Origin of the sequence: Streptomyces sp. NPDC026659, assembly GCF_040638245.1 — a bacterium.
Lineage (GTDB): Bacteria > Actinomycetota > Actinomycetes > Streptomycetales > Streptomycetaceae > Streptomyces.
Genome location: NZ_JBEZXY010000011.1, coordinates 270,576 through 289,292 on the forward strand (window position 1 = coordinate 270,576; position 18,717 = coordinate 289,292).

Sequence of the window (18,717 nt, forward strand, 5' to 3'; positions counted from 1 at the left end):
AGGATGGAGACCGGGATCTGCGAGACAGGTCCACGGTGGACACGGACACGGGTTCGAGGAGCGGTCACAGTGCAGCGCTGGCGTGGCTTGGAGGACATCCCCCAGGACTGGGGGCGCAGCGTCGTCACCATCGGGTCCTACGACGGCGTCCACCGCGGCCACCAGTTGATCATCGAGCACGCCGTCGACCGCGCCCGCCGTCTGGGCGTCCCGGCCGTCGTGGTCACCTTCGACCCGCACCCCAGCGAGGTCGTGCGCCCGGGCAGCCACCCGCCGCTGCTCGCCCCGCACCACCGCCGGGCCGAGCTGATGGCCGAGCTGGGCGTGGACGCGGTCCTGGTGCTGCCGTTCACCGCCGAGTTCTCGCAGCTCTCCCCGGCCGACTTCGTGGTCAAGGTCCTGGTGGACAAGCTGCACGCCAAGGCCGTCGTGGAGGGCCCGAACTTCCGCTTCGGGCACCGCGCGGCCGGCACCGTGGACTTCCTCGCCGAGCAGGGCAAGGTCTACGACTACGACGTGGAGGTCGTCGACCTGCACCTCACCGGCGAGGCGGGCGGCGGAGCGCCGTTCTCCTCCACGCTGACCCGGCGACTGATCGCCGAGGGCGACGTGGCCGGGGCCCGGGAGATCCTGGGCCGCCCGCACCGCGTGGAGGGCGTGGTCGTGCGCGGCGCCCAGCGCGGGCGCGAGCTGGGCTTCCCCACCGCCAACGTCGAGACCCTGCCGCACACCGCCATCCCGGCCGACGGCGTCTACGCCGGGTATCTGCACTGCCAGGGCGAGGCGATGCCGGCCGCGATCTCCGTCGGCACCAACCCGCAGTTCGACGGCACCGAGCGCACGGTGGAGGCGTACGCCATCGACCGCGTCGGCCTCGATCTGTACGGGCTGCACGTCGCCGTGGACTTCCTGGCCTACGTGCGCGGCCAGGCCAAGTTCGACTCGCTGGAGGCCCTGCTGGAGCAGATGGGCCGGGACGTGGAGCGATGCCGGGAGATCGTGGCGGCGGACGCGTAACGCCGGGACACGCGGGGCGCCCCGGACACCCGGGACGCCCGGAACACTCGGGACACGAAAGGGCGGCCGGTTTCGCGGCCGCCCTTTTCCGTGCCCGCTGCTTTCGTGCCTACTGCTGCGGGGGCTGCTGTCCCGGCTGCGGATAGCCGTACGGCGGCGCCTGGGGCGGCTGCTGCGGCTGGTGGCCCGGCGCGGCCTGCGGCGGGTACGGCGGCTGTCCCTGCGGCGGGATGTACGGCTGTCCCGGCTGCGGGGGATAGGGCTGCTGACCCGGCTGGGGCGCGTACGGCTGCTGGCCCTGCTGAGGCGGATAGGGCTGGCCCGGGTACGGCTGGCCGGTCGGCTGGCCCGGGATGTGCGGGTACTGGCCGGGCAGCGGCGGCGCGGCCACCGGCGGCGGGTTGCCGTCCCTGGTCCACAGCCCATGCGCCTGCTGGTGGCGTACGAAGTCCTCGGCGACCATCGCCGCGAGGTTGAAGTACGCCTCCCGCACCTTCGGCCGCATCATGTCCAGGTCCACCTCGGCACCGGCGGACAGGTGCTCGTCGAAGGGCACCACGACCACGCCCCGGCACCGGGTCTCGAAGTGGGACACGATGTCGTCGACCTTGATCATCTTGCCGGTCTCGCGGACCCCGGAGATCACCGTGATCGACCGGGCGACCAGGTCGGCGTAGCCGTGCGCGGACAGCCAGTCGAGCGTGGTGCTCGCGCTGCTCGCGCCGTCCACGGACGGGGTGGAGATGATGATCAGCTGGTCGGCGAGGTCCAGCACCCCGCGCATGGCGCTGTAGAGCAGGCCGGTGCCCGAGTCGGTGAGGATGACCGGGTACTGCTTGCCGAGCACGTCTATCGCGCGCCGGTAGTCCTCGTCGTTGAACGTGGTCGACACGGCCGGGTCCACGTCGTTGGCGATGATCTCCAGGCCGGAGGAGGCCTGGGAGGTGAACCGCCGGATGTCCATGTACGAGCTGAGGTGCGGGATCGCCTGCACCAGGTCGCGGATGGTCGCCCCGGTCTCACGGCGCACCCGGCGGCCGAGGGTGCCCGCGTCCGGGTTGGCGTCGATCGCGAGGATCTTGTCCTGGCGCTCGGAGGCGAGGGTGGAGCCGAGCGCGGTGGTGGTCGTCGTCTTGCCGACACCGCCCTTGAGGCTGATCACCGCGATCCGGTAGCAGGACAGCACGGGGGTGCGGATCAGCTCCAGCTTGCGCTGCCGCTCCGCCTCCTCCTTCTTGCCGCCCAGCTTGAACCGGGACGCCGCGGCAGCGGGGCGCCCACTGCGCGCCTTCTGCCGCTTGTTGTTGAGCAGCCGGTCTGAGGACAGCTCCACGGCAGCCGTGTAACCCAGCGGCGCGGCACCGGGGTTGGTCGGCTGCCGCTGGTCGTGCTGGACGGCCTGCGGCCAGGCGGTACCGGTGCGCGGGTCGATCGGCGGGGCCTGCTGAGCCGGGGGCTGAGGCTGTGCCTGTGCCTGCGGCTGGGGCTGCGCGGTCGGGGGGAAGGCGTAACCCGACTGCGGCGCTGGGGTGTTGGGACCGGCCTGGGGCGCGGACTGCGGGCCGGGGTGCGGCGGGAAGGCGTAACCGGATGCCGGGGGCGCCTGGTTGAGCGGATTCGCCGGGGGAAAGGCGTAGCCGCCGGGGGAGTCGGGGGCGGCGGCCGGGCCCGGCTGCGGCGGGAAGGAGTAACCGGTGGGCTGCGCCTGCGGGTTGGGCTGCTGCTCGGCCGCCGGGGGTGCCGGGGTACCGGGCTGGTTCCAGGCGGCGGCGGGCGCGGGCTGCGCCGGGTTCGGCGGGAACTGCGGCCGGCCGGGACCGCCGGGGCCCTGCGTGGCCGGGGGCTGGTGCGGCGCGGGCGGCATCGGGCCGGGCTGCTGCGGGACGCCGTGCGGGGGCACGCCGTGCGGCGGCGTGCCCTGCGCGGGCCACTGCGCCGCCGGGGCGGGCGCGGCGGGCTGGTACGACGGCGGCAGCGGGGGCACGCCCTGCTGCGGGGCGGGCGGGGTCCAGGCGGGGGGAGCGGTGCCGTCGGCCGGGGCGGGGTGGGGCTCTCCGGGAGCGGGAGCGGGAGCGGTTGCGGGGGCGTTGGCGGGCAGCTGCTGCTGCGGCTCGGCGTCCGGGGTGGACCGGTCGGCCGGTTCGGCCTCGGTGTCTCCGGCTTCCCCGGCGTCTCCGGCGTCTCCGGCATCCGCGTCGGCGGTGGGGGCCTCGGGGGCGTCGTCGGTCTCCGGGGCGTCCGTGGCCGGGGTGTCCTGGCCCTCCGGGGCGGTGTCCGTCTCCGCGTCCGTGGTCGCGGCCGGGGTCTCCGCGGATGCGACCTCACCGGTCACGTCGCCGGTGCCCTCGGCGGTGTCGGCCGCCGGTGCCTCCTCAGGGGCCCCCTCGGTGCCCTGCTCCGGCTGCTCCTCCGCTGCCGTACGCTCCTCGATCTCCCGCTTCAGAGCGGCGGCGGAGAACCGCATCGTCGCCCCGCTCTCCAGGTCGCCGTTGTCCGGCTCGGGCTCCGCCGGGGCGTGGCCCTGCTGCGCTTCGAACCCGGCGGGAAGTCCCGGCACCGGCGCGGGAGTTCCGGCCGGGGGAGTGTGCGGCGCGTACGGGGCGCCGGGGCCGGCGGCGGGAGCGGGCGGCGCGAAGGGCGCACCCGGAGTGCCCGGAGCAACCGGAGCGCCCGGAGCAACCGGAACAACCGGCGTACCCGGCACGGGCGGCACCGGCGGCGTCGGACCCGCCACCGGGGAGGCCGGTGCAGCCGGTGCAGCCGGGACGAACGGCGGCGGCACCGGACCCGGGCCCGTCGGCACACCCGCGCCGTCGGACCCCCCGGAGGAGGCGCCCGTGCCCCCGGCCCCGCCGGAGGACGCGTTCTGCGTGTACCAGGCGGGCGGGGCGTAGTCGATGGTGAACTCGCCCGTGTTCTCGACGGCCGACTCCGCGTCGGGCTGGTCGTCGTCGGGTGTGGCCCAGCCCCCGCGCATACCGTCCCGATCGCTGCTCACAGTTCCTCCTGAAGTGGTCGGGCACCCTCAAACGCGTGCGGGGGCCGACCAAGTCGTGTCGTTCAAGTCGTCCGTAGTCGTGCCGGGCAGGGCCGTCCACCGGTCCACCCCCGGGGACGACGCCCCGCCCGCGGGTCCGGCATCGCGCCCGCTCCCAGCCTAATCACCACAGGCCCCGCGCAGGCAGGCCCGCCCACCCCCCGAAACGCGCTCAACGTCCCGCGCGGGCGTCACGAACGCCACGCCGCCCGGCCCAACCACCCGGGAAATAAAGGGGCAAACAACCGGGCACGCGACAAAACCCCGGACGCCTTTCGTCACACGAAAGGCGAACAAAGCGGACAAGAAAGGTCGTTCAGTCCATGCGGCGTGGGTTGCCCAACAATCCGATCTCGGCGTCGGTCGGCTGGGTGAGCACGTACTGCCGGTCGCGATCCGTACACCAGAGGGTGACGCCGTCGGGCAGCCCCGGCAGCGACTCCACCTCGGTCCGGGACAGCCCCATCGTGCGCCCCAGCTCGGCCGCCTCGTCCGGCGAGACCCGCTGGATACCGGTGAGCCGCGCCTGCCGCAGCAACCGGGGCGCCACCGGGCTCAGATACGGCAGCAGCGTCACCACCGACTGCCAGGGCCCCGCCACCACGCGCCCGCGCGGCGGCCGCATCCCGCAGTCCCGCACCACCAGCACGGGCGTGCCCGCCGAGGCGCCCTGCGGGGGCACCCGGCCGACCTCGTACACGGCGAGGCCGTTCTGCCCGCCGCCCATGGCGTGCACCATCTGCATCCAGGACTGCGGACGGCCGGTCTCCACCGCCACCCGCGCACCCGTCGCCGCCGTGCGCAGCGCCAGCACCTGCGCCGTCCACAGGCCGCCGATCAGCACCACGTCGTACGGCGTGGGCCGGTTGATGCCCAGCACCGCGGGGCGGCCCTCGGCGTCCACGCCGGCCACCACACCGTCGTCCCCGATGGGCAGCGCCAGCGCGTCCAGCTGGTCGCCGGGCAGGGTGTGCCAGGCGTGCCGGGGGCCGATCAGGCCGAGGCCCTGGCGCAGCAGCTCACCGGCCCGGCGCAGCCCCCGGGCACCACTCTCTTCGGCGTCCGGAGCGGCGGCGGTCGTCCGTGCGGTCGTCATCGAGCGCCTCCGAGGGGCAGCGTGGCCAGCATTCCCGGCAGCTGTTCGCGGTCGAGGCGGGCCAGACCGGCCCCGGCGTGCCGGGCCGCGCCCTCCAACGAGCGGCGCGCCGCCACCAGTTCGTCGTCACTGCGGCCGGTCACCCGCAGATGCCCGGACAGCGACACGTCCTGCCGCTCACCGCGCGCCAGCGTGAGACTGAACGTCGTCGCCAGGGCCGGGGTCGCCGTCACCAGGGCGAGGAACTGCGGCAGCGACTCGCCCCGCGCGCCGCCCAGTTGGGGCCAGCGCCTGATCCAGTAGGTGGTGTGCCGCCGGTTGTCGCAGCGCCAGTTGCGCCCCGACTCCTCCGTACGCCGCTCGCGCCGCTCGCCGCGCCCCGCCTCCGCCGTGACCAGCGGATTGGCGCAGGCCGAGGTGGCGAGGGCGGTGATCAGCTCCTCCTCGTCCAGGATCGTGGCCCGAAAGCCCGCCCCGGTCAGCCTGCTCGCGAGATGGTCGGCCACGCGCGCCAGGCACTTCTGCGCGCCGGTCAGACCGCCCCCGCGCGCCGCCACCGCCTCCGCGCACAGCTCGGGATCGAGCTTCAGCGCGACCCAGGTGATGCGCACCGCCGGGGCACCCGTCTGCTCCTGGAGCGGAAGGTAGTTGGCGACGGCGACCGACTGCTGGGGCAGATGCAGCGCGGGCGCGGGCTGGGTGTGCAGCACCACCTGGGCGGACTCCAGACGGATGTCGTCCACCTCCAGGGCGTCGCGCACCAGGGAGACCGGCAGCGGCTGCCGGTTCCGCTCGGCCCGCAGCGCCGTGGCGTCGGCCTCCACCTGGAGCACGGCCGTCAGGAACGTGCCGTCCCCGGCCATGCCGACCGGGCGGCGGTCCCGTCCCCCGTACGAGTAGGTCCGCAGCGCGGGCTCGCACTCGAGCGCGGGCACCAGCGCGGGTTCCGTGCCGGGCGGGATCGGCGTGTTCGCGGCGTGCCGTCTGCGCGCCTTCAACTCCCGTGCCGTAGCCAGCCATTCGGGAAGCGAGCGGCCGCGCCGCCGGACGAACGCCAGGGCGATCAGTACCAGTGCGACCACGCCCGCGGGAGCCAGGGCCAGCGGGCCGATCACCCAGCCGACCAGCAGGATCGCCGCCGCGATCTCCACCAGCACGAGTCGTTGCAAACGAAACGAACCCGCGCGGCCCGGCCGGTGTCCCAGGCCGAACGTGACGGCCTGCGACGACGTGCCGGACCGGCCGGACGCCTGCCGGGGCGCCGGTGCGGACCCGGACCCGCCGGGCCGCGCCGCCGACCGGCCGCGCAGCCGTGTCCGCGTTCCCGAAGCCATCACTCCATCCCCCCGATTTGCTCACAACTCGCTGGAACCATGCGCCCGCACAAGGCCCTTGAGGGCCCAGGTACCCTACCCGCTCCGCAGGACTCGCCCCGCACCAGGCATAGTAGGGGCCGGGTCCGACAACGGAGGGCGGGGGAGAGCGGTCCCCGGGCGCGCTCCACGTGAGACACGGGGAGAAACGGGCACAGATGGCATCTCGGCGGGACCAACTCAACGCCTACACCTTCGCGAAGCGCCGCATGCTCGCGTCCTTCGTCCGGTCGGCGCCGGACGCCTCCGACGAGGGGGCACCGAGCCCGCTGCGCGCGGTGCTGCCCGGCGCGATCGCCGCGGCGGTCGTGGTCGCGGCCTTCGGCGCCTGGGGCATGTTCAAACCGACCGCGCCGAAGGGCTGGGACGCCCCCGGCCAGAAGGTGATCATCGCCAGCAAGTCCACCACCCGGTACGTGGTGCTGAAGACCAAGGACAAGGTCCAGCTCCACCCGGTGCTCAACATGGCCTCCGCCAAGCTCGTGCTCAACACCCAGAGCGACGTGGACGTGGTCACGGTGGACGAGTCGATCCTCGACAACGGCAAGATCCCGCACGGCGTCACCATCGGCATCCCCTACGCCCCCGACCGGCTGCCCTCCGGCAAGGAGGCGAGCGGCGCCAAGCGCTGGGTGGTGTGCGAACGCCCCAGCGGCAGCGGCGACTCCATCCAGAAGGCCGCCTTCGTCCTCGCCGCCCGCGACCAGCACCGCACCGAGGGCACCGAGAAGCTGCACGGCGGCCAGCTGCTCTACGTCGCCACCCCCGGCAACATCCGCTACGTGGTCGACGCGCAGGGCTGGGCGTACCGCGTGGACGCCACCGACGCCCTGCTGCTGCGCACCCTGGTCGGCCCGGACCGCGTACCCGAGCGCGTCACCAAGGAGTGGATCGAGACCCTGCACCAGGGCTCCCCGATCAGCTTCCCGAAGGTCGAGGGCGTCCCCGGGGCGCCGGCCCGCGCGGGCGGCCAACTCGACCCCCGGGCCGACCGCGTCGGCATGGTGCTCAGGGCCCCCGTGAACGGCCAGGAGCGGTACTACGTGGTGCTGCCCGGCCGCATCGCCCCCGTCTCCGACTTCGTCGCCAAGCTCCTGCTGGCCAGCGAGGACCTCGTCAAGCTCGGCCAGACCGGCCACGAGCTGGAGGTCAGCCCCGGCGCGGTGGAGGAGGGCAGCCCCTTCGCCACCGATTACAAGTGGCCCGTCCACGAACCGAAGGCGGTCAACGAGGCGTCCACCGCCTCCGGCAGTCGCAACACCGTCTGCAACGTGCTGCGCCACGTCTCCGGCGGCGGCGAGGCCACGCTCAGCACCTGGGCGGGCAGCGACTTCCCGGCCGTCCTGGCCACCGGCTCCTCCAGCGCCTACGTCACCGCGGGCTCCGGCCAGCTCTACCGCCAGTACCAGGGCAAGGAGACCTCCGTCGGACCGGTCTTCCTGGTCACCGACACCGGCCTGCGCTACGCCCTCCAGTCCAACGACGACAGCGCCGGCGACGACGCCGGGATCGGCATCTCGGCCGAGCAGCGGCAGCAGCTCCAGCAGGAGGCCAAGCTGGCGCAGACCCATCTCGGCTATGCCGACGTGAAGCCCGCGCCGGTGCCCGTCGCCTGGTCCGAGTTCCTGCCGACGGGCCCCCGGCTCTCGACGGCCGGCGCGCGCCAGCCGCAGGGCTCTTGAGGGGCGGCCCGATGACGCGCTCCGAAGTCTCCCTGTTCGCCCGTACCGGCGTGGCCGCGGCGCTCGCCGTGGGCGGCGGTGTGCTGACGGCACCCACGGCGGTCGCCGACTCCGGCACCGACCAGTGCACCTTCAGCAAGACCAACCACGTGTACTCCGGGACGCCCTGGGCCCTCCAGCGCGTCATCCTGGACGACCTGTGGAGCCGCTCCAAGGGCCGGGGCGTCCGCGTGGCCGTCATCGACACCGGCGTCGACACGGCGAACCCGCAGCTCAAGCAGGCGGTGAACGCCTCCCTCGGGACCAACCTCCTGCCGCCCAAGGACGACAAGGGCCAGGCCATCGACCGCGGCAAGGCGGACGGCACCACCGACACCGTCGGCCACGGCACGCGCGTCGCGGGCATCATCGCCGCCCGCCCGATGAAGGGCACCGGCTTCGTCGGTCTTGCCCCCGAGGCCACGATCATCCCGATCAAGCAGAACGACGCGGAGGGCAACGGCACGGCCGCGACACTGGCGCGGGCGATCCGCCACGCGACGGCGAAGCAGGCCCAGGTCATCAACATCTCCCAGGACACTGTGAAGCCGGTGCCCCAGGATGCCGACCTGCTCGCGGCCGTCAACGACGCCATCGCCCACAAGATCGTCGTCGTCGCCTCGGCGGGCAACGACGGCCTCGGCGGCAACGTCAAGAAGACCTACCCCGCCTCCTTCCCCGGCGTCCTCGCCGTCGCCGCCTCCGACCGCAACAACGAACGCGCCGCCTTCTCCCAGTCCGGCGACTTCGTCGGCGTCGCCGCCCCCGGCGTCGACATGATCTCCACCGTCCCCCAGGGCGGCCACTGCTCCGACAACGGCACGAGCTTCTCGGCGCCGTACGTGGCGGGCGTAGCGGCGCTGATCAAGTCCCGCCACCCCGACTGGACCTCCCGCGAGGTCATCGCCCAGATCGAACAGACCGCCGAACGCTCCATCCCCGGCCACGACCGCCTGGTCGGCTGGGGCGTGGTGGACCCCGTCCGAGCCCTGACGGACGACGACCACCCGATCGAGACCCCTCACCCCGACCCCGTCCTCACCCACGCCGAACCCCCCACCCCCGCCAAACTCACCCTCGGCGAAACCCCCCAGGAACGAAACGCCCGCCTGGCCACGTACGTGGCGATCGGCGCGGGCGTGCTGGTCGCGGGACTCACGGGGGCGGGGGTGGCGGTACGGGACGCGCGGCGGCGGCGCGGCCGGCTTTAGCGGGGGCGGGTCACTCGTCGGGCCGGGGATGGCAGGGCTTCCCCGCCCCGAGGGACGTCGTATAGCCCCGGATCAACCGCCCCATGGCCTCCGCGTCCTCCCGCCCGGGCTTCAGCACCTGCACGAGCGTGCTGACGTCCTCCTTCTCCACCCCGGCCCCCCGACACTCCACCAACGACGCGGCCCCCCGACCGGCGTACACCACGGATCCCCCCTCCGCCTCCTTCTGGTCCCAGATCTTCAGCTCATGGATCAGGATGTGCCGAGCCGACCAGTCCGGCGTGATCCACTCCTGCGTGACGATCAGTACGGTCCGCTTGTCGACCACCACGTCACACAGATACGACCCGTCCTCCTTGGTTCCCTCCTGCTTCACCGAGACCCGTTCACCATCCGCGGGCAGCAGTCGGGAGAGCGCCTCGGACGGCACGGAAACGCCACAGAGGGACGCGGGCACAGCGAAGTCCTGCTTCGCCTCGGCAGAGGAGCAGGCGGACACTCCGACCATGGCGAGCAGGAGCGCGCTGACGCCCAGCGAGTACGACGATGACCTCACGATGGCCTCTCTCCGTGTGCTGACTAACAGGGATGCTGCTTCCGCAGCGCTGCGGTGTAGCCGACGATGAGACTCTTCATGGCCGATTCGTCCTGCCGTCCCGGCTTCAGCGTGCGGACGTACGTACTCGTGGACTCGTCCCGGGCGCTCTTCCGCACGCAGGGCACGACCGACACCGCTGCGCCGCCGACGTACGCGATCATGTCGCCCGCGCCGGACTTCACCTGCCCGATGCGGTGGTCGTACGAGGCGATGTTCCAGGCCGAGCGGCCGGCATCGACGCGCTCCCGCTCGACCCAGAGCACCAGTTGCCCATCGACACTCACCTCGCAGGCGACGGTCGCCGACGCCTTACCCCTGACATCGAGGTGTTTCCCCGACACGGGCAACAGCCGACCGAGCGGACCCGTCGGGACGGGGACCCCGCACAAATCCTCGGGGACGGTAAACGCACGCTCCTCACCGCCTGACATGCACCCGGTGGCGCACCCGAGGATCAGACCCGTCAACAACATCACTTCGACAGTGCGGTGCCTCAATGCTCTCCGCTTTCCGATTTCCACTGCGCGCCGTCCGTATGGCTGCGCCCGGCGGAAGTACGCGCCGCCCTGCCGAGGTCGTCGATGGTGTCCGGGTTGATGCTGTGGTTGTTGACCAGCGCATGGTCGACGGCCCTCTGCGCGGACTGCACGGCCGCGTCCCTGCCCTGGGTGTAACTGGCACCCGCCTGAGCCTGGGCATCGGTCAGGGTGTCCTTCTCGATGCTCTTCATGATGGACTCCTGGATGTCCTCGGAGGCCCATTCCAGAGGCGCACCGGCGATGGGGACCCGTTCGCCGACCTTCTCGATCCCCATGCCCAGAATGCGGTTCACCCATTTCTGCTTGTCGGCGGCCGCCTCGTTGAACTCCTTGTCCGAGGCTGCGTGGTACTCGTAGATGGCGTGCGCCCTGGCATCGCTCATGACACCCGCGATCGCTGATCCAGGGGCGACCGCCGCCCCCACGCGTCCGTCCAACGACGCGGTCGAATGCGTTGGATCATTGATGACACGGTCCACTGTCTCGCTCGTGTAGGCCTGTTGCGCACTGGTGATGGCCGAATAGGCATCGGGATCCTGACCGACCTCTCCGAGGAATCGGGTGGCATGGTCCGGGTCCAGGCCGGCGGCGGCTCCGAACGTCGGGAACAGGCTGCTGTTCGGATCCTCCCGGTACATGGCCTGCTGGAAATCCCCCATGTACTCAGCCGTGATATCCCCCAGACTCCCCCGCATCGCATACAACGGCCCCGACTCCGCGTCCTCCAGCTCCCCGTTCTCGTTGTGCCGGATCAGTTCCGGGTGTTCGCCGAACTTGTCGACGATCTCGCCCACCAGATGGGCCCGCGCCTCGGTGTGGCGGATGGCGTCGCCGGTCGGGTCGCCGTCGTAGGGGCGGCCCGTGGTGGCGGATTCCAGGGCGTGGCCGAGGGCGGTGGGGCCGAAGCCGAGGGCGGCCTTGGTCTTGTCCTCGTCCGCGAGGATGTTGGTCGCGTTGGTGTCGACCGTCCACTCGAAGTCCTTGGCGGTGAACAGGTCGAGGTAGGAGGAGAAACCGGGGTTGCCGCCCGGCTTGACGGTGCCGTCCTCGTTGTAGGCGGTCGGGGCCGAGGTGAAGAACTTCTCCGAAGCCTCGGGGCTGTGCCCGAGTGCCTCCAGAACGCTGTTGAGCGGATCGTTGCCGCTGCCGAGCTTGCCGGAGGGGTTGAAGCCGTAGCTGTCGGGGTTCCCGGCCGGCTTGTCGGAGACGAAGAAGTGCGGGTCCTTCTTGTGGAGTTGGGTGATGTGCTCCGCGATGGGGTTGAGGAACCGCGGGTCGTAGTCGCCGTAGCGGAGTAGCCCGCCGAGGACCTGGTAGCCGTACGGCTTGTTCCACTGCCCCTGTTCCCAGCCGATCCGCCGGGTGCCGAGCCGCCGGAAGTCCTGGCCCCAGCTGTCGGGCAGGTGGTGCCGGTGGTCGGGGTCGGTCGCGTTGGCGAGGTTGTAGCCCATCACCCGCTGGAGATCGCGTACTTCGTCCAGCCGCGTCCTGGACGCGTCGGCGCCGGTGCCGTCGATGGACATCGAGGCGTAGAACTCCAGCGCCTTCTCGGGGCCGCCGAGCCCCTTGTAGAACTCCGTCGAGAACTCCCCGTCCTTCTCACCGGCGTTGAACCGCAACAGCTCGTTCAGCTCACGCAGCTCCGCGTCGGACATCTTGTCGCCCTTGCGGGCGAGTTCGACCGCGCGCTCGGCCTCCGCGTCGTTCAGGGACTCGTAGGTGGTGTGGCCCGCGTTGTGCCGGTCGCCGCCGTGGATCCTGCCCAGCGCGCGGGCGACCGAGGCGTCGATCTCCTCCGCGTGGGCGACGATCCGGTTGATCTTGCTTTCCAGCGCCTGCCGGGAGTCGAGCTGCTCCTGCGTCCGCTCGTCGGTGTCCCCGCGCACGTGCGGGAAGAAGCAGCGGGCCTTCCCGCCCCCGATGTCCTCGACCCGCACCCCGAGCCGCACGGCCTCGACGTCGACGGCCGTCCTGAGCTGCTTCTGCAGCGCCTCCAGCTCCCGGTGCCCGTCGTCCAGCACCTGGTGCACACTGTGCGCCTCGGCGTGGAGGTCCGCGACCTCCTTGGCCGTCTTGGTGACGAACTCCCGCGTCACGGTGGCGTTGACGCCCGCCCACCGGGCGGATTCGGACTTCGTCCGCATCCCCGTACGCGCGTTGTCGGCCGCCTTCTTCAGACCGTCCGCAGCCGACTTCCAGTCCGCCACGGCGGAGGCGAGCCGGCCGAGGTCCACCTCGGCGAGATCGGTGAAGGTGAGAGCCACGGAAGTCCCCTACTCGAAGTACTCGTCGAGCTGGGACACCGGCACGGCGCCCCCGTCACTGCCGCGCAGCACCGTCCCGATCCTGGCGTCGTCCTCCGCGTGCAGCCTCTTCGTGTAGTCCAGGTGGTCCGAGATGTGCGCACACGCCTGAAGCACCGACTTCACCTGCGAACTCCACACGTCGACAGTCGTGTTGAGCGCGCCGCCGAGCTGAAAGCCGTGCGACTTCAGCGAGGCCGCCGCCTGCGCGGTGGAGCCGTTCCCGCCCTTGTCCGCCCCCGCGCCCGCGATGTCCGCGCAGCCCTTGACCTCGTCGTAGAGGAGATGGGCGTCATGGCCGACGGCGCCGAGGTCGTCCTGGTGCACGACCAGCTCCCCGCCGCCCCCGCCACCGCCGTCCGGCGCGACCTGGTTCAGCCGCGTACGGGCCGTACGGTCCGAAGGCCGCTGTGCCGCCTGAGCCTTGAGCTGTTCCCACTCGTCCCACGCCATCGAGTGGACCTCCGTTCCCCACCGGCCGCGCCGGCCGTCCGGCGCCCCCGTGTCGGTCTGCCGTCAACGTAGCAACCGGGGCTCGGTGAAATCTCCGTCCCGAACAGTTCGGCAAGGCGACAGCCCTTTCACCGGGGTGATGTTTTGTGGATGCAAAGTTCCCGTCGGCCCGGACCCGGAAGCCCGTACGGCCCGTTCCGTACGTGAAAGTTCTGTGTTCGTGGCGCGGAACTTCCGCCCGTTCGGCCCGAGTTGCCGGATCTGTGGTGCCCTGACGACCCGCTGGTCCGGGACATGGTTGCAACTGAACCGTCGCAGAGTTCAGTTGGCCGCGATTTACACAGTGACTACAGTGGTCCGTGACGGTACGGGGGTACGGCTGCGTACGACCCCTTCGTTAAAAGTTGCACAAACGGGGTACGGGGAAGGGGTCGTCCGGTGGCTGGCGGTAGCGGCTCGCATGTCAGGCGCGGAATCGACGCGCTGTCGAAGTTCAAGACGAAGGTCGACGACGCGCTGCGCACGTTCGAGGACGCCCCGGGCGGGCCGTCCAAGGTCGCGCAGCACAGGCTCGAGAGAAGCTCGTTCGGCGGCGCGAACGCGCCGTTCCACGAGGCGGTCGACCTGCACGGCCAGTACGAGCGCGTCCATGAGCGGCTCACCTATCTGTCGAAGTCCCTGGGACTCCAGATCGAGGCGCTGACGCTCGCGACCCGGGCGTCCGACGGGACGTACGACGGCGCGGAGGCCGAGGTGGAGCGACGGTTCTGGGAGATCAAGTCGCATCTCGACGAGGAGCACAAGAAGGCGACGGAGCCGCACGACAAGAAGCCCGAGTCGCACGGCAAGAAGCCGGAGCCTCTTCGAGAGACCAGCAAGACCGCCGTGAAGGACTACCAGTGAGCGACAACTGGCGGCAGAAGCCGCAGTACAAGGCTGACGTCGAGCAGGCGGACGTCCAGGTCGGCGTGGTCGACGTACTCAACTCCCTGAGCGGCCTGTTCAAGGGCACGCCGCTGGGGGCTCCGCTGCACCTCGGCCGGACCGACTTCGAGAACCACGACCTCAACGACATGATCGACCTGGTCGAGCACGCCAACCCGGAGCATCTGGAGCAGGCGAGCAAGACCCTGTGGGACGCCCGCACGGCCATCCACGACGCCGCCACCGACCTGGACACCAACCTCGGCCAGGTCGATTGGGAGGGCGAGGGCGCGGACGCCTTCCACAAGTGGACCAAGGACCTCATCAACTGGACCAAGGACCTCGCGACCTACGCCGACGTCGCCGCGACCCAGATCGACGCGGCGGCCTCCGGCCTGGCCTCCGTCCGCAAGTCCATGCCCCCGCGCGACCACCGCCCCGCCGCCGACCAGCAGCGCCCCCACGACCTCCCCAAGGCCAAGCAGGTCGACACCAATCCGGACTACACGGCCGCCGTGAGGGTCGAGAAGAACCGACAGGAGGCGATCAACCAGATGAACCGGTTGGCGTCCTTCTATTCGGTGTCGGCCATGACGCTGAAGGCTGCGCCTGAGCCGGAGCCGCTTCGGGGGATGCCGGATGTGGGGGTGCCGAAGCCGCCGGACCTGGCCGAGGGGTGGAACAAACCAAGCCCTTCCGGAAAGGCTCTCCCCTCGGAAATCCGGAGGCAGGCGCCCCAAAGCCATGGGGCGGTGACAGCACCTCATGGCGCAGAGACCACCAATGTGGTTGCGCCCAAGGCCCCTCACGAGCCCACCGCGCCGTCTGTTCATGACATCGGCACCGAGATCAACACGGTGGGCACGTTGCCCGCGTCGGTCCCCACGGTGCCTACGACTCACCCCGCGCCCACGCTTCCGACCGCGGGTGGTGGGGGACAGTTTCCCGCGTCGTTCCCGGGGCCCGGGGCGCCGCCTCCGATCATGCCCGCCACCGGGCGGCCCACCGGCGTCGGGGGCCCGGTCAACCGACTGCCTCTGTCCGGCCAAGGACGCACGGGTCCGGCGGGTATCGGCAGCGGTCGAGGTGTGCAGGGCCCCACCGCACAGGCGGGACGGTCCTCGGTCGGCGGCCGCGCGCCACAAGGCCCGCTGGGGCAGGCCGCTCGTGCCACCGGGCGTACGGCTCCTGCCGGTCAGTCGCCGCTGCGCGGCGCGACCCAGCCGGGACAGTCGCCGATGGGGCGTGGGGTCACCGGCGGAACGCCACGTGCCAGTGCGCCGACCGGACGTTCCGGCGCGGTCAACCCTGCCGGTCCGGTGCGCAATGGCGTGGTCGGCGGCAAGCCCGTCGTAGGCCGTACACCGGGAACTGCGGCCGGTCCCCGTGTGCCGCGCGGAATGGTCGTTGGCACTGGAGAGTCGGCCTCCTCCGCGCAGCCCAAGGGGCAGCTCGGCGGCCGGGGTGTCATCGGGTCGCCCACGGAGAAGACCGATCCCGCCGCTGGTCAGGCCGCCCTGCGCTCGGCGAGGAACTCGAACAGCGTGGTCGGCGCCCCCCGGGCCAAGTCCGACACGCCCAAGGACTCCGGGAAGGGCCTCGGCCGCGGAGCGGTGGGAGCCGACTCCCACGACGGAAAGCACGGCTCGTCGCAGAAGAAGAAGCGGCGTGACGCGCCGAAGCAGAGCGACTGAACACAAGCGAGGACGTACACAGGCATGAAGCCAGAGTTCAGCCGGCGGCGGGCCTTGACCGCCCACCTGACGAAACTCAATGCGAGACGTGTCTCTGCCGTGTGCTCAGCGCTGGGCGTGCTGGTCCTCGGATCAGTGGCCGTGGGGCCCGAGGCGGCCGCATCGGACATCCAGTCGAAGCAGTGGTACCTGAAGGCGATGGGTGCCGAGGAGATGTGGAAATACAGCACCGGCAAGGGGGTGAAGGTGGCTGTCATCGACAGCGGAATCAATCCGAATACGCCTTCGCTCAAGGGCCAGGTGCTGGCCGACGAGGTGCCGAAATCGGTGGCCTATCACGCCACCCAGGACTACGACGGTCACGGCACCGACATGGCCGAGTTGATCGCCGGTACGGGAGCGGGCGGCGGGATCAAGGGCCTCGCGCCGGGAGCCAAGGTGGTCCCTTACCGCATCTACACAACGGCACTGAAGGACCCGAAGGAGAAGGAGCGGACTCCCAGTTCGACTGCTGCCATCAAGGCCGCAGCCGACAGCGACGCCAAGATCATCAACATGTCGTTCGCGAGCCCGTACTACAGCGTGGAGGAAGAGGCGGCCGTCAAGTACGCCGCATCCAAGGGCAAGTTGCTGTTCGCCGGTATAGGCAACACAGGCGACAAGGGAAACAAGGGTCAGTACCCCGCCCAGTACTCCTATGCGGTCGGTGTCTCCTCCATCGACGAGTCCGGCACAGTCGCCAAGTACGCCACGCACGGCAACTACGTGGACTTCGCCGCGCCGGGCGATGGCGTCCCGTCCTGGTGTGACAACACCTTCACTGAGTACTGCGACTCCGGCGGCACGAGCCAGGCCACGGCGATCGCCTCCGCCTCCGCCGCCCTAATCTGGTCCGCCCACCCCGACTGGACCGCCAACCAGGTCCTCCGCTCCCTCATCGACACCGCCGCCCGAACCTGGCCGAAGGACAAGCCCGGCACGTACCTCGGCTACGGCGTGGTCCGCCCCCGTCGCGTGCTGATCAACAAGAACATCGACCCGGGCCCGGCAAACGTGGACCCCCTCGCGAAGGAGAACGGAACGGCGGACGGCGAGGGTGAGGACGCCAAGGGCACCTCCACCCCCACCCCGTCGCCCAAGCCCTCCGCAGGAGACAAGGCCGGCGGACAGACCTCCGCCGCCGCCAAGACCCAGGACTCCGGCGACAGCACCCGCACCTGGGTGACCATCGGCGCCGCAGCAGCCGTACTACTCATCGCAGGAGCCGGTTTCGCCGTGCTGCGCGCACGCCGCAACGCCTAGACCGGACCCGCGTACGCGGCCGCTCGCCGAGCGGCCGGCACTCCGCCTGTCAGGGGCGAAGGCCACAGAAACCGGCCCCAGGCAAGGCCAGTTCACACAGAAGGGCATGGAAATGGCGCAGCGCCAGAAGGTAAGTGACAAGGACCTCATCGTCCTCGAAAAGGAGCTCACGCACCGTTTCGAGAGCGTCAAGGGACAGCTCAAGGAACTCCAGGCCCTCATCGACAGCCTCGAGGGCAACTGGAAGGGCATCGGCGCCGGTGCCTTCAACACCAAGCAGACCGAGATCAACGAGCGCATGGTGCACATCGGCGGCATCCTCGTGAAGTTCATCGAGGCGATGAGCCAGACCCGGCGCATCAAGGACGGCACCGAGGACGAGGTCCGCGCCCAGGTGCAGGGCATCGACGTGAACCTCGGTGGCTCGCACTCCGCGCTGTCGAACTACTGATCCCCGCCCGCCCATTCTTTCTCGCGAAAACGGAGCATCCATGAGCGTCAACAACAGCGGCGAGCTGGAAGTCACTTACCAGAGCCTCGACGAGACCGCCACGCAGCTGGCCAACCACGCCAAGCGGCTCGAGGAGAGCCTGGAGGCCATCAAGCAGAAGGTCGCCAGTGTCGCCGGTATGTGGGAGGGCGAGGCCCACACCGTCTACGCCGAGCGCCAGGCCGACTGGGACAAGCAGGCCAAGGGCATCCACGAGGCCCTGATGGCCATCAGCCGCGTCGTCCACTCGGCCGGCGGCGACTACCTCGGCGGCGACAAGAAGGCCGCCAGCTACTACATGTAAGCCACGGCACCGGCAAAGGGTGGGCACGCACGGGAGGTGCCCACCCTTTGCCGTACCCGCGTACGGAACTCAGGGCCCCGTACGCCCGCCCCTCACCCCAGCCCCGCCCCCGACGCACACCCGGCTTCCCGCGCCACCGCCCGGGATATCGAACCGAGGATCGCCATACGGTCCGTGTCCTGGTGGTCGCCCCGCAGGCTGACCGCCGAGTACATGTTCGCCTGCACGTACTGCGTGTCCCCGATGACCGCCTTCGCGGAGGGCGCCTTGGTGGGACAACGGAAGAACACATTGGCACCGTTGCGCCCGACCCCGGCGTAGACACCCAGCCGGTACGGCTGCTTCTCGGTGTTCTTGGGGTACCTCTCCTCTGCCGAGAACCGGATGTCCAGCAGCGGATGATCGTTGCCGACACCGGTCTTGTAGATGAGACAGGCGCCCAGCAGGCTGTACTCGTCGTGCAGATGCTGTACCGCGTACCGTACGGAGAACACGTTCGATCTGCCGGCCCCGTTGGTTCCCGTCAGTTCGTCGAACCGCTCGACACCGGACAGGCGGCGCAGCGCAGCCTGTGCCGTCGCGTCGAGCGTTCCGTCGCAGACCTCTCCGGCGGTCACGTTCGTACCCGGCTCCTTGGTATCCCCCTTCGCCGGGT

General features: G+C 71.0%; 16 protein-coding genes. 8 read left to right on the forward strand and 8 right to left on the reverse strand.

Going from position 1 to position 18,717, the window contains the following annotated elements; translation table 11 throughout:
- The first annotated feature begins 69 nt into the window (after window positions 1-69).
- Window positions 70-1,017, forward strand: coding sequence for a bifunctional riboflavin kinase/FAD synthetase (locus AB0E91_RS26555; RefSeq protein ID WP_361786786.1), 948 nt, complete (start codon window positions 70-72; stop codon window positions 1,015-1,017).
- 109 nt (window positions 1,018-1,126) lie between these two features.
- Here the strand turns inward: AB0E91_RS26555 and AB0E91_RS26560 are convergent, their stop codons facing one another.
- The 3 genes from AB0E91_RS26560 to eccE all read right to left on the reverse strand — a co-directional run bounded on the left by AB0E91_RS26560 (window position 1,127) and on the right by eccE (window position 6,484).
- Window positions 1,127-4,015 (reverse strand): SCO5717 family growth-regulating ATPase, encoded by a 2,889-nt coding sequence (locus AB0E91_RS26560; protein WP_361786789.1) that lies wholly within the window; start codon window positions 4,013-4,015, stop codon window positions 1,127-1,129.
- Window positions 4,016-4,370: 355 nt separating this feature from the next.
- Entirely contained in the window at window positions 4,371-5,150 is a 780-nt protein-coding gene (locus AB0E91_RS26565) for a hypothetical protein (RefSeq protein ID WP_361786792.1), read from the reverse strand.
- Complete coding sequence (eccE, locus tag AB0E91_RS26570) at window positions 5,147-6,484, reverse strand: type VII secretion protein EccE (protein WP_361786795.1); 1,338 nt, start codon at window positions 6,482-6,484, stop codon at window positions 5,147-5,149. Before eccE ends, AB0E91_RS26565 begins: the two co-directional genes overlap by 4 nt.
- A gap of 197 nt (window positions 6,485-6,681) precedes the next feature.
- Between eccE and eccB the strand changes: the two genes are divergently transcribed.
- Window positions 6,682-8,205 (forward strand): type VII secretion protein EccB, encoded by a 1,524-nt coding sequence (gene eccB, locus AB0E91_RS26575; RefSeq protein ID WP_361786798.1) that lies wholly within the window; start codon window positions 6,682-6,684, stop codon window positions 8,203-8,205.
- An 11-nt stretch (window positions 8,206-8,216) separates the two neighbouring features.
- Window positions 8,217-9,455 carry a type VII secretion-associated serine protease mycosin gene (gene mycP / locus AB0E91_RS26580; protein WP_361786801.1) on the forward strand — a complete coding sequence of 413 codons (1,239 nt, stop codon included), beginning with the start codon at window positions 8,217-8,219 and terminating at the stop codon, window positions 9,453-9,455.
- Window positions 9,456-9,465: 10 nt separating this feature from the next.
- Here the strand turns inward: mycP and AB0E91_RS26585 are convergent, their stop codons facing one another.
- From AB0E91_RS26585 to AB0E91_RS26600, 4 genes are all read right to left on the reverse strand, one after another.
- The gene (locus tag AB0E91_RS26585) at window positions 9,466-10,011 is read right to left on the reverse strand and encodes a hypothetical protein (protein ID WP_361786804.1); all 546 of its coding nucleotides are present in this window, start codon (window positions 10,009-10,011) and stop codon (window positions 9,466-9,468) included.
- Between the two features lie 23 nt (window positions 10,012-10,034).
- On the reverse strand, window positions 10,035-10,337 hold the full coding sequence (locus tag AB0E91_RS26590) for a hypothetical protein (protein ID WP_361786807.1): 303 nt from the start codon (window positions 10,335-10,337) through the stop codon (window positions 10,035-10,037).
- 209 nt (window positions 10,338-10,546) lie between these two features.
- Entirely contained in the window at window positions 10,547-12,856 is a 2,310-nt protein-coding gene (locus tag AB0E91_RS26595) for a DUF6571 family protein (protein ID WP_361786810.1), read from the reverse strand.
- Between the two features lie 9 nt (window positions 12,857-12,865).
- Entirely contained in the window at window positions 12,866-13,348 is a 483-nt protein-coding gene (locus AB0E91_RS26600; RefSeq protein WP_361786813.1) for a hypothetical protein, read from the reverse strand.
- A gap of 438 nt (window positions 13,349-13,786) precedes the next feature.
- On the opposite strand from AB0E91_RS26600, the gene AB0E91_RS26605 reads away from it, so the two are divergent.
- The 5 genes from AB0E91_RS26605 to AB0E91_RS26625 all read left to right on the forward strand — a co-directional run bounded on the left by AB0E91_RS26605 (window position 13,787) and on the right by AB0E91_RS26625 (window position 18,062).
- Window positions 13,787-14,251: a hypothetical protein gene (locus AB0E91_RS26605; protein WP_361786816.1), complete on the forward strand. Its 465-nt coding sequence runs from the start codon at window positions 13,787-13,789 to the stop codon at window positions 14,249-14,251.
- On the forward strand, window positions 14,248-15,966 hold the full coding sequence (locus tag AB0E91_RS26610) for a hypothetical protein (protein WP_361786819.1): 1,719 nt from the start codon (window positions 14,248-14,250) through the stop codon (window positions 15,964-15,966). The genes AB0E91_RS26605 and AB0E91_RS26610 overlap by 4 nt, the downstream gene beginning before the upstream one ends.
- Before the next feature lie 99 nt (window positions 15,967-16,065).
- Window positions 16,066-17,268: a S8 family serine peptidase gene (locus AB0E91_RS26615; RefSeq protein WP_361786822.1), complete on the forward strand. Its 1,203-nt coding sequence runs from the start codon at window positions 16,066-16,068 to the stop codon at window positions 17,266-17,268.
- Window positions 17,269-17,380: 112 nt separating this feature from the next.
- Window positions 17,381-17,719 carry a WXG100 family type VII secretion target gene (locus tag AB0E91_RS26620; protein WP_161179901.1) on the forward strand — a complete coding sequence of 113 codons (339 nt, stop codon included), beginning with the start codon at window positions 17,381-17,383 and terminating at the stop codon, window positions 17,717-17,719.
- Between the two features lie 40 nt (window positions 17,720-17,759).
- A complete protein-coding gene (locus AB0E91_RS26625) occupies window positions 17,760-18,062 on the forward strand; it encodes a WXG100 family type VII secretion target (protein WP_361786825.1) in 303 nt (100 codons plus the stop codon).
- Window positions 18,063-18,154: 92 nt separating this feature from the next.
- On the opposite strand, the gene AB0E91_RS26630 is transcribed toward AB0E91_RS26625, so the two are convergent.
- The gene (locus tag AB0E91_RS26630; protein WP_361786828.1) at window positions 18,155-18,679 is read right to left on the reverse strand and encodes a hypothetical protein; all 525 of its coding nucleotides are present in this window, start codon (window positions 18,677-18,679) and stop codon (window positions 18,155-18,157) included.
- Window positions 18,680-18,717 lie beyond the last annotated feature (38 nt).

Excerpts from the sequence above, each read along its gene's own strand:
- eccB (WP_361786798.1), top strand. The coding sequence starts at position 6,682 with ATGGCATCTCGGCGGGACCAACTCAACGCCTACACCTTCGCGAAGCGC.
- AB0E91_RS26620 (WP_161179901.1), top strand. The coding sequence starts at position 17,381 with ATGGCGCAGCGCCAGAAGGTAAGTGACAAGGACCTCATCGTCCTCGAA.
- eccE (WP_361786795.1), bottom strand. The coding sequence starts at position 6,484 with ATGGCTTCGGGAACGCGGACACGGCTGCGCGGCCGGTCGGCGGCGCGG.
- AB0E91_RS26565 (WP_361786792.1), bottom strand. The coding sequence starts at position 5,150 with ATGACGACCGCACGGACGACCGCCGCCGCTCCGGACGCCGAAGAGAGT.
- mycP (WP_361786801.1), top strand. The coding sequence starts at position 8,217 with ATGACGCGCTCCGAAGTCTCCCTGTTCGCCCGTACCGGCGTGGCCGCG.
- AB0E91_RS26625 (WP_361786825.1), top strand. The coding sequence starts at position 17,760 with ATGAGCGTCAACAACAGCGGCGAGCTGGAAGTCACTTACCAGAGCCTC.
- AB0E91_RS26600 (WP_361786813.1), bottom strand. The coding sequence starts at position 13,348 with ATGGCGTGGGACGAGTGGGAACAGCTCAAGGCTCAGGCGGCACAGCGG.